General features: G+C 70.0%; 17 protein-coding genes. 10 read left to right on the top strand and 7 right to left on the bottom strand.

The genetic code is table 11. The annotated features are described in order from the left end of the window. Positions 1-60: 60 nt before the first annotated feature. Both AB0A90_RS26175 and AB0A90_RS26180 read left to right on the top strand, forming a co-directional pair. Positions 61-459, top strand: coding sequence for a hypothetical protein (locus tag AB0A90_RS26175; protein WP_357253120.1), 399 nt, complete (start codon positions 61-63; stop codon positions 457-459). Continuing rightward, positions 456-1,358, top strand: coding sequence for a hypothetical protein (locus AB0A90_RS26180; protein ID WP_357253123.1), 903 nt, complete (start codon positions 456-458; stop codon positions 1,356-1,358). The genes AB0A90_RS26175 and AB0A90_RS26180 overlap by 4 nt, the downstream gene beginning before the upstream one ends. Positions 1,359-1,381: 23 nt before the next feature. Here AB0A90_RS26180 and AB0A90_RS26185 read toward each other — a convergent pair whose 3' ends face one another. Together AB0A90_RS26185 and AB0A90_RS26190 are read right to left on the bottom strand one after the other, a co-directional pair. Continuing rightward, positions 1,382-2,122 carry a hypothetical protein gene (locus AB0A90_RS26185; protein ID WP_357253125.1) on the bottom strand — a complete coding sequence of 247 codons (741 nt, stop codon included), beginning with the start codon at positions 2,120-2,122 and terminating at the stop codon, positions 1,382-1,384. A 7-nt stretch (positions 2,123-2,129) separates the two neighbouring features. Beyond that, positions 2,130-3,392 carry an MFS transporter gene (locus AB0A90_RS26190; protein WP_357253128.1) on the bottom strand — a complete coding sequence of 421 codons (1,263 nt, stop codon included), beginning with the start codon at positions 3,390-3,392 and terminating at the stop codon, positions 2,130-2,132. A 123-nt stretch (positions 3,393-3,515) separates the two neighbouring features. On the opposite strand from AB0A90_RS26190, the gene AB0A90_RS26195 reads away from it, so the two are divergent. Both AB0A90_RS26195 and AB0A90_RS26200 read left to right on the top strand, forming a co-directional pair. Then, entirely contained in the window at positions 3,516-4,448 is a 933-nt protein-coding gene (locus AB0A90_RS26195; RefSeq protein ID WP_357253131.1) for a LysR family transcriptional regulator, read from the top strand. A 107-nt stretch (positions 4,449-4,555) separates the two neighbouring features. Beyond that, complete coding sequence (locus AB0A90_RS26200) at positions 4,556-4,963, top strand: pyridoxamine 5'-phosphate oxidase family protein (protein ID WP_357253134.1); 408 nt, start codon at positions 4,556-4,558, stop codon at positions 4,961-4,963. A gap of 75 nt (positions 4,964-5,038) precedes the next feature. On the opposite strand, the gene AB0A90_RS26205 is transcribed toward AB0A90_RS26200, so the two are convergent. Then, positions 5,039-5,653 (bottom strand): hypothetical protein, encoded by a 615-nt coding sequence (locus AB0A90_RS26205; RefSeq protein WP_357253136.1) that lies wholly within the window; start codon positions 5,651-5,653, stop codon positions 5,039-5,041. A gap of 46 nt (positions 5,654-5,699) precedes the next feature. Then, entirely contained in the window at positions 5,700-7,055 is a 1,356-nt protein-coding gene (locus tag AB0A90_RS26210; protein WP_357253139.1) for a serine hydrolase domain-containing protein, read from the bottom strand. Positions 7,056-7,215: 160 nt separating this feature from the next. Between AB0A90_RS26210 and AB0A90_RS26215 the strand changes: the two genes are divergently transcribed. The 3 genes from AB0A90_RS26215 to AB0A90_RS26225 all read left to right on the top strand — a co-directional run bounded on the left by AB0A90_RS26215 (position 7,216) and on the right by AB0A90_RS26225 (position 9,049). Further along, positions 7,216-7,551, top strand: a complete 336-nt coding sequence (locus AB0A90_RS26215) for a HEAT repeat domain-containing protein (protein ID WP_357253142.1) — start codon at positions 7,216-7,218, stop codon at positions 7,549-7,551. A 19-nt stretch (positions 7,552-7,570) separates the two neighbouring features. Then, positions 7,571-8,107 (top strand): DUF4240 domain-containing protein, encoded by a 537-nt coding sequence (locus tag AB0A90_RS26220; RefSeq protein WP_357253145.1) that lies wholly within the window; start codon positions 7,571-7,573, stop codon positions 8,105-8,107. 201 nt (positions 8,108-8,308) lie between these two features. Then, positions 8,309-9,049, top strand: a complete 741-nt coding sequence (locus tag AB0A90_RS26225; RefSeq protein WP_357253148.1) for an SDR family oxidoreductase — start codon at positions 8,309-8,311, stop codon at positions 9,047-9,049. Positions 9,050-9,118: 69 nt separating this feature from the next. On the opposite strand, the gene AB0A90_RS26230 is transcribed toward AB0A90_RS26225, so the two are convergent. Continuing rightward, positions 9,119-12,175 carry a S8 family serine peptidase gene (locus tag AB0A90_RS26230; protein WP_357253151.1) on the bottom strand — a complete coding sequence of 1,019 codons (3,057 nt, stop codon included), beginning with the start codon at positions 12,173-12,175 and terminating at the stop codon, positions 9,119-9,121. A 219-nt stretch (positions 12,176-12,394) separates the two neighbouring features. Continuing rightward, the gene (locus AB0A90_RS26235; RefSeq protein WP_357253153.1) at positions 12,395-12,616 is read right to left on the bottom strand and encodes a hypothetical protein; all 222 of its coding nucleotides are present in this window, start codon (positions 12,614-12,616) and stop codon (positions 12,395-12,397) included. A gap of 224 nt (positions 12,617-12,840) precedes the next feature. Between AB0A90_RS26235 and AB0A90_RS26240 the strand changes: the two genes are divergently transcribed. From AB0A90_RS26240 to AB0A90_RS26250, 3 genes are read left to right on the top strand one after another with little or no spacing between them, the layout of a single operon-like run. After that, the gene (locus tag AB0A90_RS26240; RefSeq protein ID WP_357253439.1) at positions 12,841-13,641 is read left to right on the top strand and encodes a GntR family transcriptional regulator; all 801 of its coding nucleotides are present in this window, start codon (positions 12,841-12,843) and stop codon (positions 13,639-13,641) included. A 2-nt stretch (positions 13,642-13,643) separates the two neighbouring features. After that, complete coding sequence (locus AB0A90_RS26245) at positions 13,644-14,402, top strand: protein phosphatase 2C domain-containing protein (RefSeq protein WP_357253441.1); 759 nt, start codon at positions 13,644-13,646, stop codon at positions 14,400-14,402. 59 nt (positions 14,403-14,461) lie between these two features. Continuing rightward, positions 14,462-14,806 (top strand): cupin domain-containing protein, encoded by a 345-nt coding sequence (locus AB0A90_RS26250; protein ID WP_357253156.1) that lies wholly within the window; start codon positions 14,462-14,464, stop codon positions 14,804-14,806. 13 nt (positions 14,807-14,819) lie between these two features. On the opposite strand, the gene AB0A90_RS26255 is transcribed toward AB0A90_RS26250, so the two are convergent. After that, a complete protein-coding gene (locus tag AB0A90_RS26255; protein ID WP_357253159.1) occupies positions 14,820-15,347 on the bottom strand; it encodes a hypothetical protein in 528 nt (175 codons plus the stop codon). Positions 15,348-15,360: the final 13 nt, after the last annotated feature.

Below are 15,360 nucleotides of genomic sequence, written 5' to 3' on the forward strand. Positions count from 1 at the left end.
GTCGCGGTCGCTCCCCAGCCTGCCAGCCGCGCGTCCACATCGACAGGAGATAATCAGCCGATGAGTCAATCGGCGCCGGACAGGCGACTCGACGACGACCGGGCGGCCCGGCTGGCCCGGGTCTGCGCGGACATCGCGCAGGTGGGCGACCTGCTCGGGCCGGAGCCGGCCCGGGCCCTGGCGCGGCTGCGGGACCGGCCGCTGTCCGACCAGGGCGTGGACGCGGTGCTCGCCGAGGTGACCGAGTTGATGCGCCGTAGCGGGCTGGTCGGTGGTGACACGACCGCCCGGGGCCACCCCTACCTGCCACTGGCCGGCATCCACGGCCGCCGCCCGGAGATCGTCCAGGTGTGCCCCGGTGACCTGTGCGACCGGGTGGAGATCCCCCGGCCGGACGCCGGCCCGCCGCACTGCGCCGTGTGGGACTGCTCGCTGCCGACGTTCCGGATGGACCGGTGAACGCGGTCATCGCCTCGCTCGGCGGGAAACTGGCGGAGCGGTGGCTCGCCGGGCTGGCGTTGCCCGGTGTGGTGTTCGTGGCGCTGGCCGCCGTGGCGGTGCGACTCGGCCACGCCCACTGGTGGGACCTGCGCCTGCTGGCGCGGGAGGTGGACCGGCTCGCCCTCGGGTCACCGGCCCCGGGCACCGGCTCCGCGCTGCTGATCGTACTCGGTGTCGTGCTGGCCAGCGTCGTCGCCGCGACGGCCGCTCAGAGCCTGGAACGCCTGGTCGTGACCCTGTGGACGCAGGGCTGGGGCCGGGCCGGCGAGGCGGTGACCCGTCGGCGGCGCCGCCGGTGGCACGCCGCCGTGGACCGCTACGAGAACGCCCTGCGGGACAAGGCACGCCGGTTGCGGTCCGCCGACGGCGCGACCGGACCGCTGCCGGACACCCAGGCGCTCGCCCGCGCCTGCGACCGGATCGCGTTGACCGAGCCGGACCGGCCAACCTGGATCGGTGACCGCATGATCGCCACGGCGGTACGGGTGCGGGACTGCTACGGCCTGGACCTGGCCGCGGCCTGGCCCCGACTGTGGTTGCTGCTGCCCGAGGAGAGCCGGGACCCGCTCGCCCTCGCGCAGGCCGACTTCACCGCCGCCGCCCGGCGGGTGGGCTGGGGGCTGCTGTATCTGGCGCTCGGCCTGCTGTGGTGGCCTGCGGCGGTCATCGGCCTCGGCCTGTGCGTGGCGGGTTGGCGACAGGGCCGCGGCACGGTGTCCGTGCTGGCCGACCTGGTGGAGGCGGTGGTCGATCTGCACGTCCGCGCCCTCGCCGCCGCGCTGGGCCACCCCACCGACGGCATGTTCGGCACGGCCGACGGCCAGGCGGTGACAGTCCTGCTCCGCAAGGACCGATGATCCTGAGCCGACGGTGCTTCCGATCAGGCTGGCGTCGTCGGGCCGCCGAGGGCAACTGTGCAGCGCTCCGACCCACCGTCCCGGTCGTACGCCAGCGTCAGCGTGCGCGCCTCGTCCGGCGGGCCGGGTTCGAAGACCACCGTCTCCATGGACAGTCCCCCGCGCTGTTCGCCGCTGCCGCCGCCCGCCCGGTACTGCGTTCCCGCGTCGTCCCACCCGCGCCACCGCCGCAACCGGTCGTGCATGCCGTCCAGCGAACCCGGGTCGCGGGCGTCGGTGCCGGCGTACGCCAGCCTCACCAGGACCATCGTCGACCAGCGTTCCAGGCTGATCAGCGTGGCGGGCACCGCGTGAAGCGTCAGCGTGCGACCGGCCAGCGAGATCACCTCCCGCAACCGGGCAGGGTCGACACCCGGCTCCTGCCACCGCGCGCGGTCACGACCGTGCTGTAACGCCAACTGTTGCCGGGTCTCGACCGACAGCGGCGCCCAGTGATCGGGCGTCAGGCGACCCTCGGTCGACATGCGCTTCTCGGTCGACATGCGCGTCTCGAGACGGGCCAACCGGCCACGTCGCTCCAACTCCCGATCCAGGTCGGCGAGGATGCGTTCCATGTCCTCCTGAGCCAGGGCACCGGCCGCCACCAGTCCCACCGCCACGCCACGGATCTCCGAACGGTCCACCGTCAGCCCGTGCGGCGGCTGACCAGCACCGGCGGGCAGTCGATCGACAATGTACTTCTCCAGGTACGCCCGTCCCTCCATCCACCCATCATCCATCGACGCGCCCGCCGACGCGGACGGGCTCGGCCGGCCGGACCGGCTCCGACGCCGACCAGTCCTTCCGCCTGGGCAGCAGGAGCGGGGTGGCGAGCAGGAGTACGCCGGAGACGGTGATCGCGGCGAGCGCGCTGGTGCGGGTGGCGAGCACACCCCAGATCACCATCAGGACGGCCTGGAGGAGTCTGCTGCTGGCACTCCAGGTGCTGAGGACCCGGGCGGTGTGCACCACCGGAGTCCGTTGCGGGCGTTCGGTCGCGTAGATCGGATTGAAGATGCCCATGCAGGTGATCAGCAGACCCTCGACGACGATCACGGTGACCACCCCGGGGATGCCGGGCTGGACGAACGCGAGACCGATAGGGAACACCGATCGCAGCCAACCGGTGACCATCAGGACGCGGTGCCGGCCGTGGCGGTGCACGAGGCGCGCGGACAGGCGGGCACCCACGAACCCGCCGAGCGCCGGGATGCCGAAGGCGAGACCGTACTGCCAGGCCGGGACGTCGTACTCGCCCAGCAGGAGAACGGCCAGGAGCGGGGCGGTGGCCATGATGAGGCCGCCGACCAGCACCGAGTTGAGAAACAGACCCCGCAGGACGCGGTCGCCGAGGATGACTCGCCAGCCGTGCAGCAGGTCGGCTGGGCGCAGCCGGGTGACCCGGTCGCGGGGAGTCGCGACGTCGCCGCCCCGAATACGCAGGACCGCGAGCGCGGACAGCAGGTAGCTGAGCGCGTCGGCCAGGATTGTGACGACCGGGCCGAGCAACCCGACGAGCGCGCCACCGACGGGCGGACCCACCGCGGTCGCCGACCAGGTCGTGCCCTCGAACCGCCCGTTCGCCACCAGCAGGTGCTCACCACGGACCAGATACCTCAGGTACGCGCCGGAGGCGGCGGCGAACGCGATGCTCGCCGTCCCGGAAACAACCGAGACAACCAGCAGTTGACCGTACGACAGGACGCCGAGGACGTACGCGACCGGGACACTGACCATCGCCGCGAACCGGACCAGGTCCATCGCGATCATGACCGGACGCTTGGCCCGGTGCTCGACCCACGGTCCGAGCGAGAGGGCGAGGATCGCCGCGACGGCGAGCCCCGCCGCCTCCAGGAGTGCCACGGCGAACGCCGACGAGTCCAGCACTTGGACCGCGAGCAGCGGAAACGCGCCGAAGGCGAGCCACGTGCCGTAGGCGCTGACACCGTACGCCGACCACAGCCACCCGAAGTCGGGCCCCAACCGGACGCGCATGTGACTCCCTCTTGACAGGCGGTGTTCGGATCGGGGCATCCCACCCCACGGGCCAGCGCGGAATCAAACAACCGATGTTCGGGCGAGCCACAACCAGCGGTTGTGCGTGCGCATAATGGGTCGGTGGATACCGAGGCGGTGCGATCGTTCGTCCGGGCGGCGGACCTCGGGCAGCTGCAACAGGCGGCCGACGAGCTGGGCGTGACGCAACAGGCCGTGTCGAAGCGGATCGCGGCCCTCGAACGTGAACTCGACGTGCGGTTGTTCACCCGTACCGCCCGAGGGGTCGAGCTGACGCTCGACGGCCAGGCGTTTCTCGCGCACGCCCGGGACGTCGTCGCCGGTGTCGACCGTGCCGTCGCCGCGATCAGGCCCGGCTCGCGGGCCCTGCGGATCGACGTCCTCGGACTGCGAACCGCGCAGGCCGTCGTCCTGCACGACTACTGGCGGTCGCATCCGGAAATCACCCTCGACGTGGTGACCCTGCGGGTCAACGACCCCCGTGCGGCGGCCGCCGCCGTCCAGGCCGGCGATATCGACGCCTCGTTCCGCTCGGTCACCGACCCGGCCGCCCTGCCGCGCGACGTGCGGATGATCCGCGCGTTCGACTCCCCGACGGAACTCCTCGTCGGCCCGCGGCACCCGCTCGCCGGCGCACGCTCACTGACACCGGCACAGCTACGCGGTCATCGGATCTGGGTGCCGGGCATCGCGCCGCGCAGCGAATGGGCGGACTTCTACGACCAGCTCGCGACCGACTTCGACCTCCGCATCGACGCGGCCGGCCCGCACTTCGGCGACGAGGTCCTCCTCGACATCCTCGCGGACTCCGCCGACGTGGCAACCCTCGTCGGCTCGCGCGACCGGTACCTCTGGCCGGCGAACCACGACCTGCGCCGCATCCCGATCGTGCGTCCGACGCTCGCGTACCCGCTGTCGCTCCTCCTGCCCCGGGCGAACCCGCACCCGGGCCTGCGGGCGGTCATCGACCACGTCGCGAGCCTGACTCCGCTCCCCGCCGCGACCTGGCGCCCCTCCTGGGCACCGGCCACCTGAGGGTGCCGGTGCCGATGTCGTCGTCCAGGCGTTGAACCCGCAGGCAGCTGCGCGCGGACATCACCGCGATCGGGTAGCCGATCGCGGCGGTGTGATCGACTTGCCAGGTGACCGAACCCCGCACCACACCATCGAGAGACGTCGAGCTTCGCCTGGCGCAGGAGAGGAACGTCTGGCTGTGTACGTTGCGGCGCGACGGCTCCCCGCACCTGACGCCGGTCTGGTTCGTCTACGCCGCCGAGACCTGGTGGATCGGCTGCGACAGCCGCAGCGTCAAGGTTCGCAACATTCTGGCCGACCCGCGGGTTTCCCTGGCCCTGGAGGGCGGCGACGCTCCCGTCGTGGCGGAGGGTGCCGCCCGGGTGCACCGCGGCGCGTTACCGAGCGCCATCGTCACCGTGTTCGCCAGCAAGTACGGCGGCTGGGATGTCAGCGCACAGGTCAGCCCGGAGGGCGAGCGAGTCCTGCTGGAGATCCCCGTCCGGCGGTGGCTGCTCGCCGGCGTGGCGCAATAGCCATCTCGGTTTAGCGGTCAAGTCCCTACCCGCTGCCGGTGCATCTCCGGTCGGATCAGCCGGTCCGGCGGGCGGTCAGGGGGCGGCCGTTCGGCGGCCACCGTGCGAGGCGACCAGGGCGTCGGCCACGATCGCGGCGTCCGCCTCGGCGAGGTCGGCGGGATACTCCGGCAGGAGGTCGTCCCAGATGACCAACCAGGATCCGAAGAGCTGCCCCTGGCCCTCGGGCCGCGCGAAGAACCAGACGTGCAGGTGGGCGGCACCGTCACCGACGCGGTAGACGTGGGCTCGCGAGATGTGCGGCAGGGCCTGCACGTGGCGGACGATTCGCGTGCTCAGCAGTCCCAGTTCCGCGGCGAGATCGTCGGGGAGGTCGGCCATGTCGTAGTGGTCGCGCGGATACAGCATCAACGCCAACGGCACGCCCCCTCCGGTGACCCGGGCCAGCCGCCAGTGCTCGTTGAACCAGATCCCCTCGTCCCGCTCCTCGCAGTTGCGGCACTCCGCCGGGTCCTCACCGTGTCGGGCGGGCTCGGGCAGCACCGGCGGGCGCAGTGGCGCGACACGCAACCCGTCCTGGTCGAAGGGGCTGATGTCCCAACCCGTCATTCCCGCCGCCAGCGGAAGCCGCCGCTCGCTGTCCGCGACGGACATCGCGTGGTCATAGAACTGGTCTGGACTCAAAGCCATGGCGGGAAGACTAGTACAACCAAGATCCTTTTGGTGTCCGTCGCCCTCACGACCGTTTCGCGGTCTGGGTAACTCCTTCCTGCCGCAGTTCCAGGATGTGTGGCTGGCCGTCGGACGGCAGGAAGCGGATCTCCAGGTCGAGTCCTGGGTGGAGGTGGCGACCGTCCGGGGCGGCCACCAGCGTCACCGGTTGCTGGCCGGGAGCGGAGAGGATCAGCTGACCGTCGGTGACCGCGACGTCGATCGGATAGTCGTCACGCAGGACGTAGTGGCCCGCGACGTCGTCGAGGGGTGCGGTGGCGAGACTGCTGGCGTACCGACGGTCGGCGGCGGCGCGGATGCTGGCCAGCAGCTCCCAGCCGTCCTCCGAGTTGGTCATCGCCGCGACCGCGGTGCCACTGTCGGGCCACACGTAGGAGAAGCAGGTGTATCCGACGTTCAACCCGGTGTGCCCGAACCGCCGACACCCGGCGCGGTCGCCGATCTCGGTGCCGAGACCGTAGGAGCCGCCCGGAATCTGCGGTGCCCACATCTGGGTGGCCAGGTCGCGGTCGAGCAGCGTCGAATTCCCCGAGGCCGCCCGGGCGATCTCCAGGTCGAGCCGGAGCAGGTCGGTCGGGGTGCTCCACAGCCCGGCCGCCGCCAACTCCGGTTGTGTTCGCCACCCGCCGGGGATCCCGGTGCCGCCGATGTGGTGGCCCCGCGCCACCAGATGCGGTCGCTGGTGTGGAAACCGCTGGTCGAAGCTGCTGCCGGCCATGGCCACCGGGTCCAGCACCAGTGTCCGCATCAGATCCTCGAACGGCGTACCGGTCGCGTCCATCAGCACCTGCTGAAGTACGCAGTAGTGGCTGCCCGAGTAACGGAAGCGGCTGCCCGGCAGCAGGGTCGACCGTACCGGTGCGGTGGTCGTCGGGCCGCTGCCCTCCAGGACCTGCACCAGCGACGGGGCGCGATCCCCGGCGTAGCCGCGATACCAGGTGTCGGACAGGCCTGCGGTGTGGGCCAGCAGCTGCCGTACGGTGACCGCTGGTTGCCGGCCCGCGCGGTCGAGCAGTCGCCACGAGGTGAGGTAGTCGCGGACGTCGGTGTCCAGATCCAGCACGCCGTCCTGGACCAGTCGCAGTGCGCCGAACGCGGCGACGTGCTTGCTGATCGAACAGGCCGCGAAGATCGTGCGCTCGGTCACCGGCGTTGACGTCTCGCCACCCGTGACGCCGTACCCCGCCGCCCACACCTGCCCGCTCAGGTGCCCGACGGCGATGCTGACCCCCGGGACCTGGTAGCTGCTCATCAGGTCGGGCAACGAGGCCGTGTCCGCCGAGAGCTGACCGGAGGACACCTGCCGGTCAAGGTGGCTCAGTAACTGGACCCAGTCCTGCGAAAAATCCCCGTCGTCCACCGCGCCGATTCTTGACCAGATACCAGGGTGGTTCAAGAGACCCGGCCACGGCGTCCATTCCAGGATCGGCCGAGCAGGCCGGTATCGTGCCGTCGCACGATCTTCGGTTGTCCTCAGGAACCGTGACCGCGCCTAATTGAGACACCGCACTGGAGACGACGTGGTGAACCAGTTCCAGCAAGCCATGCGGTTGATGCGCAGCAATGACGCGCAGACCCAGGAAGACGGGTTCCACCAGCTGCGGCCCCACGTCGCGCAGCACCTCGACGAGCTGATCGTCGAGTTCGACCGCGAGACTGACCATGGCCTGCGCTGCTGGCTACTCGAACTGATCGGCGACGCCCGCGCCGAGCAAGCCCTGCCGGTACTCGTCGACCAACTCCACGGCGACGACGAATCGCTGCGGGACTGGGCTGCCAGAGGCCTCGAACGGCTCGACACCAAACAAGCACGTCGCGAGCTGTACCAGGCCCGCACCACTGGCTTACTCCCCTGACCCGCGCTACGGTCCGTTCGTGGACGAGGACGCTTTCTGGGCGCTTGTCGAGGAGTCCCGACGGGAGAGCGGAGACAACACCGAACTCGCCTCACGCGTTCTCTTCCGCCGCCTCCGCACGCTCGACGCGACCAAGGTCGTCGAGTTCGTCCGGCTCTGGGAACAGACACGGTCCCGCCTGTACTCCTGGCCGGTGACCGACGCGGCCTGCCTGCTGCTCGGCCCGGTCGAGGAGGAAGACCTGTGCCACATCCAGGACTGGATAATCTCCTACGGTCGCGCGGTGGCGGAGCGGATCGCTCGGGATCCGGACAGCCTCACGGACCTTGCCGCGGATGCGGGCAACGCCCGGGCGCAGTGGTTCGACGAGTTCACCACGGAGGCGCATATCGTCGTCAGCGGCACCTGGCCGCCCGGCTACGACCCGGACGGACCCGAGGATCTGCTGGGTGAGCGCACGGACCTCAACGATTGGGCTGCCGTCCGCCGACGGTTTCCCAGACTGGCCGCGTTCCGGCGGGACCACCCCGAGCTCGGCGTTCCCGAGCTTCGCTGATCGCCCCACCGTTCGACCAGGCTCGGCCGAGGGGTGCAGACCGACGGGACCCTCGGTTGCGTGAATCGTCGACCCGATTCTGGACTTGCGGGTCCATTATCTGCGAGTCAGAGTCCGATACGGCGTCGGGCACTGGCCCGGCCGTCCCGGACGTAACGGGGGAAGATCATGGACTTGCAACTTGCTGGCAGGCGCGCCCTTGTGACGGGCGCGAGCAGCGGTCTCGGTGCGGAGATCGCGGCGGCCCTGGCCGCCGAAGGCGTTGCCGTGGTCGTTCACGGCCGAGACCAGACCCGCACCGAGCAGACCGCGCAGAAGGTGGGCGGTCAGGCCGTGATCGGAGACCTCACCACTGATGTCGGCGCCGAGGCCGTGGCTACCCAGGCCGGGGAGGTGGACATCCTGGTCAACAACGCCGGCAGATACGACCCCGAATCAGGGTGGTCCGACCTGGACGCGGACGCGTGGGCCGACATGTACAACCTCAACGTGCTCAGCTCGGTCCGCCTCATCCGACACCTGGTCCCCGCGATGCGGGCCAAGGGATGGGGCCGTGTCATCCAGATCGGCAGCGTGACCGGTGAGACGCCGTCGGCGGGGCAGCCGCACTATGCGGCCAGCAACGCCGCCCGGCTCAACCTCGCCCGGTCGTTGTCACGTGACCTCAAGCACACGGGGGTGACCTCCAACGCCATCGCGGCCGGCGCCATCCTGGTCCCCGCCACCCGCGAGTACCTCATGGAACTCGGCCGCGAGAACGGGTGGGGTGAGACGTGGGAGGAGGTCGAGCGCAACGCTGCCCCGATTCGCGCTGGTACCGACGTCGGTCGCATCGGCACTCCTCGCGAGTACGCCGATCTCGTCGCGTACCTCGCCAGCCCGGTCTCCGGCTATCTGACCGGCGCCACCCTCCGGATGGACGGTGGCAGGTACGACAGATAGCCGCAGCGGACGGTGGCGGAGCGACGGTGGGACGGCGCACGTCGGCACCGCCCCACCCTCTACTACCGGCTATTCCCAGGAACTCTGCTGCGTGTAGACGAGATTTCCGGGGATGACCGTGCCGCTGGTGCTGTACTCCGTGTACGACCAGAAGTCGCCCTCGGGCAGCGGCTTGTTCGGCTTCAGCGTGAATCCCTGCGTCGAGCCGCGCTCCACCGTGGAGGGGAGCGTCAGCGTGGCACCCGCGTACTTCGCGTTCCGGCCGATGATGGCGTGGCTGAACTGGAAGTCGACGACCGGGCCGCCGGGGTACTGGGCGAACACGTACGCGGTGTAGCGCCCCGGCTCGGGCAGGAACTTGTACACCTGCTCCAGACTGGTCCAGTACCTGTCACTGCTGTAGACCAGCTTGTCGCCCTTGTACAGGTAGAGGTCCAGGTTCGTGTTCGGATCGTCGGTGTTGACCTCGGCCATGATGCCGGCGGTGTTCGCCGGCACGGTGAAGTCGAACTTCTTCACTCCGGTGGCGCCCGGGTCGAACACGCCGCCGGAGACCCCGGCCGGCATCGAGTACGACGCGCGCCGCATCGGCGTGTAGCCGGTGCTGCGACCGGACAGGGATCCGGTGAAGCCGGGCTGGATCGCGCCGAACGAGCCGCTGGTCATCCGACCGAATTCCTCCCCGTCGTCGGCGTACGGCCGGGGCATGATTCCCCACGGACGGGCGGTGACCGGGATCCGGGCGCTGTGGGCCTTGCCGCGCCAGCCGATCGACCCGGTCACGTACCGGTCCCAGGGCGCGCTGCCCCGACGCAGCGTGATGGTCACGGTCGCGGACGTGCCGGGTGCCAGCGTCACCGACGCCGGCGTCACGGTGACCTTCATGCCGTCCAGCCCGGACACCGACGAGCGGTAGGTCTCCCGCGCCTTGCCCACGTTGGTCAGGGTGCGGGTGAGTGTCACCGGACGGGTCCCGTCGTACTCGCGCAGCGAGATGGCCGGCAGGTTGAGTTCCTTGCCGTCCGGCGCGGCCGTCTCGCTGAAGGTGACCAGATCCGCCGCGGTGGGCGCGATGACCAGTCCGGGGTCGGCGGCCCCGGCCAGGTTGATGAAACCGCTGCCCTGGTCGAGGGGACTGCTGGTGCCGACCGTGTCGGTGGCGGTGGTGCGCAGCGCCGAGGCGACCGCGCCCGGCGACCAGGTCGGGTGCGCGGCACGCAGCACCGCGGCCGCGCCGGCCACGTACGGCGAGGCCATCGAGGTGCCCGAGTACGCGTCGTACGCCCGCCCGAAGTTGCCCGCCGGGGAGACCGCGGCGATGATGTCCGAACCCGGCGCGACCAGGTCCGGCTTCGCGATACCGACGGCCACACTGCTCGGGCCGGTGGAGGAGAAGTCCGCGACGCTGGGCACGCCGGGGACGCTGGAGCCGTCACCGCCGCTGCGCAGGGACACCCGCGCGTCGGTCGGGTGGCGCATCAGGTAGTTGAACAGCGTGCCGGCCTGCTTCTCGGTCGGCAGGTAGACGACCGGGAAGTTGAAGATCGAGTTGATCCGGTAGTTGCCGGTCGGCTCGAACACGACCATCGCGGCGCCGCCCTTGGCCTTGATCTCGGCGGCCGAGCCGAACATGTTGGACAGCGCGCAGGCGACCACCTTGCCCTTGATCTTGTCCGGGTCGAGGCTGCCCGGTTCGCAGTAGACCGCGCCCAGATCCGGCGATCCGGCCTGGTCGCCGAAGACCATCGGCGTGTCGCCGCCGGGCAGCGCGTCCAGCGAGCCGCCGACGAGCTTCGTGCCGTCGCCGAGCTTGACGGTCGCCTCGTCGAGCTTGGTCACCGCCGCGCCGACCGTGGTCACCCACGGTGCCGCGTTGCTGATCGCCCCGCTCACGATGCCGGTGTTGCCGGCCGAGGCCGCCACGAAGACTCCAGCCAGCGTGGCGTTGAGGAACGCGATGCCGATGGGGGTGTTGGCCTCCCAGTCGCCGAGTTCGCTGCCGATGGAGAAGTTGATCACCTGCACGCCGTCGGCGACGGCGGCGTCGATGCCGGCGATGATGTCGGCGTCGAAGCCCATGCCGTTCCAGAGCACCTTGTAGACGGCGATCTGGGCGTCCGGCGCCACCCCGGAGACGGGACCGAAGCGCCGACCGTCGATGGTGACGTTCGGGATCGGCAGACCGGCCGCCGTGGACGCGGTGTGCGTGCCGTGCCCGTTCATGTCGCGGGGAGACAGCACCTCGCCCTCGGGCACCGAGCCGCCGCCCGCGAGCCACGTGTCGGCGAAGTACCGGGCGCCGACGATCTTGCCGTTGCAGTGCTCGGCCACGAAGGCGACACCGGTCTGGCAGGTGCCGTGCCAGGTCGAGGGGGCCGGCACCTTCTTGGCGAACGACGCGCTCTCCGGCCAGATGCCGGTGTCCAGGACGCCGATGACCATGCCCGCGCCCGTGCCGGGGCCGGGCTTGACCGGCTTGCCGGCGGGACCTCCCGCCGGGGGCTGCTCCGGCGTGGTCGGAGCGGTGGGTGCCGGGGCGGTCGGCGACGGCGCGGTGGGCGGCGGCGTCCTGGTGCCGAGTGCCTGCGCGGCGGTCACCGCACGCACGCGCTTGTCCGCCCGCAGGGCGGTCACCTGCTCGGCGGTCAGCTTCGCGGAGAACCCGTTGAAGGCGGCGGTGTACGCCGCCTTGACGGTGACCCCGGCGGCGGCAGCGACGGCCTTACGCTGCGCGTCGAGGTGCCCGCGGTAGGCCCGCGAGGGTGCCGAGGTCACGTCCAGCCGGGCGCCCACCTCCGGACGGGTCCGCGCCAGCCCGGACACACCGCCGGCGTACGCGGTCAGCGGGTCCTCGGCCAGTTCGACGACGTACATGCCCGAACCGGTTGCGTCCACGGCGGCCCGTTGGCTGGCCGCGTTCCGGCCGCCGGGTCGACGATCGGCCCCGTCGGTCAGGGTGACCTTCTTGTCCTGCCCGGTGGTGAAGTAGCCGGTGCCGCTGCCCGATGCCCCTCCGGGCGCCGCCGACGCCGATCCCGCAACCCCGGTGGTGCCAGTGATCAGGGCGACGACAAGCGTCGGTATCGCTAGTCGTCGCAGCCTGTTTCCGCTCGTGCCTGTAGCCACGAGGCTCCTTTCGATGGCTCCCTTGTGGAGCTGTTCCACGATCACGATCCGCTCATGGGAGCGCTCCCCCACCTAAGCCGCCGATGGTTAATCGATGGTTTGCGCGGTGTTACGGATCGCCGGTGCGTATAAGATCACGTTCGGTCGGCCGTGCCTAGATCAAGTTTCCCCGATGCGGCCTGAGCAGGGCGGACCCCGGCAAGCCCTCGAGGCGCACGGTCAGCGGTCCTGTCTGACCTTCGCGATGTCCAGATCCAGCCGGAGGCCGAAGGACCTGGTGAAGTCCTCCAGGCAGTCCGATCGGAAGATCTCCCGCGCACCGTCGAGGATGGCGACTGCCCCGGACGGGAGGTCGAAAAGGTAGCCGACAACCTCCTCGTCCCTGATGAGAACGAAGACCTGCGGCACTTCCGCCACGACAACCGTCGGGATCTCAGGCATCGGCGGCTTGCTCGCGGGTCGCAGCTAGCCTGGCTCGCGACGATTTCCAGTCATGTACGCCCGCCTCCTGAACATGCCGGTGCGCCCGGCTTCGACGGCTGACCCACCCTCGCGCCTCCGGACGCCAGATTGTCTTGGGACAATCGATACAAGATAGTCTGGGGACAATCTGGCTCAGAGTCAAGGATTGTCACGGGACAACCGGGAAGGGTGTGGGCGTGCCGGTGCACTCGCGCTACCTGAACATCGCGGCCATGATCCGCGAGCGGATCGAAGCCGGAGAGTGGGAACCGGGCGCGCGGCTTCCGACCCTCAACGAACTCGCTGCCGCATACGACGCCAACCGCGACACCGTCGGGCGGGCCATCGCCCTGCTGGAGACGGAGGGCTACGTGTGGGCTGTGCAGGGGCGGGGCATCGCCGTTCGATACGGCACCATGCGTCCACGTCGACCCCGCGGCGATCTGGTCAAGCGCAACGAGCAAGCAACCGGATACTCATTCCCTTCGGCTAGCAGCCAGGAGGTATGGGTTCGCCACGGCAAGGCCATCAATGCGCCGGCCCCACTGGACGATCCCCGCATCGCCAAGCTTCTTGGCGTGCAGCCCGGCACCGAAGTGCTTCGCCGGTTTCGGGTTACCGGACCAGTGTCGGAAGCCCCATTTCAGATCAACATCTCGTGGATTCATCCACGTGTCGCCGACATCGTCGCCGACCTGGACGCGAACCCGGCGGCGGGCGAGTGGCTGCACCACATCGAGGCCGCCGGCCACTGGCCCATCAGTTGGATGGAGATTCACCGCGCCCGGATGCCCAGCAAAGACGAAGCAGCCCTCTTGGAGATCCCCACCAACCTGCCCGTACTGGAGATCGTGCGAGTCGGCACCTCGGGAGGCGACAAGAAGCCGGTCGAGGTGACCGAGTACGTCGTGGCGAGCGACCGAGTCGAAACGGTCCACGTCCTGCACCGCGACTCGAACGCCAAGGAGCCGTGGCCCGACGCCGAACCGAGAAATGGGTCATGACCATGGCCCTCACGGTCGAAGCCGCCAGCCGCACGCACCAGGGCCTCATCCGCAAACGGAATGAGGACTCCTACAGCCAAGGGCAATGGCTCTATGTCGTGGCCGACGGTCTCGGCGGCCACGTCGCCGGTGACATCGCCAGCAGCACAGCCATCGCTGCCGTGCAGCCGTACGACCGCCCGGTAGATCCGGAGGATCTTGCTGATGTCCTGGGACGGGCCGTCAACGAAGCGAGCGAGGCGTTACGCCGGAAAGTCCGCGAGGACCCGAAGCTGGCGGGGATGGGGACCACGTTTGTCGCTTTACTGCGATCCGGCAGTCAGGCGGTCGTGGCGAACGTCGGGGACTCCCGCGCCTACCTGATCCGACGCCATGGTTCCCACGACAATCCCTTGCTCCAGATCAGTGAGGACCACACCTACGATCATCTCGTCGCCGGCGCTCGAAAGGTGCCCAACCTCCCCGAGAAGTTGACCCGCTTCCTCGACGGCCGCAACGACGGCCGGTCGGCCGACCTGACGCCACTCCGGCTCCATCCCGGCGACCGGGTCCTGCTGTGCTCTGACGGACTGAGTTCGTACGTGCCACACGAGCAGATAAGGGCTGCGCTCGACTCCGATGGCAGCTCGGGGGACGTCGCCGATCAACTCGTGGCCTCGGCGATCGATCAGGGTGGGCACGACAACGTCACCGTCATCGTCGTTGACGTGACATCGGCGCCCGGATCGATCCGTCATCGGTTCGTCGAGTCGATCCATTGAACCCGGGTCCTCGAATTCCGCGGCCCCGCCTACTCCCCTTGCCGTACTAGGCTTTCGCCATGCTGATCATCGATGGCGCGGGCCGGTGGACCGCGCCCGCCGGGGCCGCCAACGACTGGGTCGAACAGCTGCGAGTGCCGGACCTGTCGGTGGGGACGTACTGCATCCCGGCGGGCGGCCGCGACGACCAGAGCCCGCACACCGAGGATGAGATCTACGTGGTCACGGCGGGTCGGGCGCGGATCGTGACCCCGGACGGCGCGGCCGAGGTGCACCCGGGTTCGGTGATCTTCGTGCCGGCTGGCGAGGAGCACCGGTTCGAGGAGGTGACCGAGGACCTGGCGCTGCTCGTGGTGTTCGGCCCGGCGTACGGCTCGCGCGCTCCGGACCGGCCAGCCGACTAGGCGAGCCGAGGCGCTAGTCGGACAGGCCCGCCGGTACGGGCACCGTGAGGTGCGTCAGGAGGGCGGCGACCTCACGGTCGAGTTCCCGGCCCACCTCGTGGATCGCGTCCACCCCCAGGGAGCCGAACGCGCGGCTGGGTTGCTCGATGACGAACCGCGCTCCGCCGTCGGGTCTGTCGCTGATCAACGTGCGCAGCGGCGCGTACAGCATGACCGCCGGGTCGTGGCGGAACATGCGCTCAGCGGTGGTGTGGTTGCCCATCAGGTATTCGACGCAGTGCCTGGGGTCGCCCGCGAGATTCATCATCGGTCGCAGGTCGCCGCTGCTCCAGTAGATGAGGAAGTCGTGTGGCGCCCGCTCGCGCATGAGGGCGACCACGTCGTCCCAGGGCGCGCCGCGGGCCACCAGTGCGTTGAACGCCGCCGCGTCGTAGGGCGGGACGGCCTGCTCGTACTGCCGCCGGAAGTCCTGGTAGGAGCGATCGACGGCGATGTCCAGGCACCGGGCCTGGTAGCCACGTTCGGCCCATCCCTGTTCCATCAGATCCCCTTCA

It is taken from the genome of Micromonospora sp. NPDC049204, assembly GCF_040647935.1.
Taxonomy (GTDB): Bacteria; Actinomycetota; Actinomycetes; order Mycobacteriales; family Micromonosporaceae; genus Micromonospora.

Bases quoted from the DNA above. Each gene is read 5' to 3' on its own strand.
- AB0A90_RS26175 (WP_357253120.1), top strand. From the start codon at position 61: ATGAGTCAATCGGCGCCGGACAGGCGACTCGACGACGACCGGGCGGCC.
- AB0A90_RS26185 (WP_357253125.1), bottom strand. From the start codon at position 2,122: ATGGAGGGACGGGCGTACCTGGAGAAGTACATTGTCGATCGACTGCCC.
- AB0A90_RS26190 (WP_357253128.1), bottom strand. From the start codon at position 3,392: ATGCGCGTCCGGTTGGGGCCCGACTTCGGGTGGCTGTGGTCGGCGTAC.
- AB0A90_RS26205 (WP_357253136.1), bottom strand. From the start codon at position 5,653: ATGGCTTTGAGTCCAGACCAGTTCTATGACCACGCGATGTCCGTCGCG.
- AB0A90_RS26235 (WP_357253153.1), bottom strand. From the start codon at position 12,616: ATGCCTGAGATCCCGACGGTTGTCGTGGCGGAAGTGCCGCAGGTCTTC.
- AB0A90_RS26245 (WP_357253441.1), top strand. From the start codon at position 13,644: ATGGCCCTCACGGTCGAAGCCGCCAGCCGCACGCACCAGGGCCTCATC.
- AB0A90_RS26250 (WP_357253156.1), top strand. From the start codon at position 14,462: ATGCTGATCATCGATGGCGCGGGCCGGTGGACCGCGCCCGCCGGGGCC.
- AB0A90_RS26255 (WP_357253159.1), bottom strand. From the start codon at position 15,347: ATGGAACAGGGATGGGCCGAACGTGGCTACCAGGCCCGGTGCCTGGAC.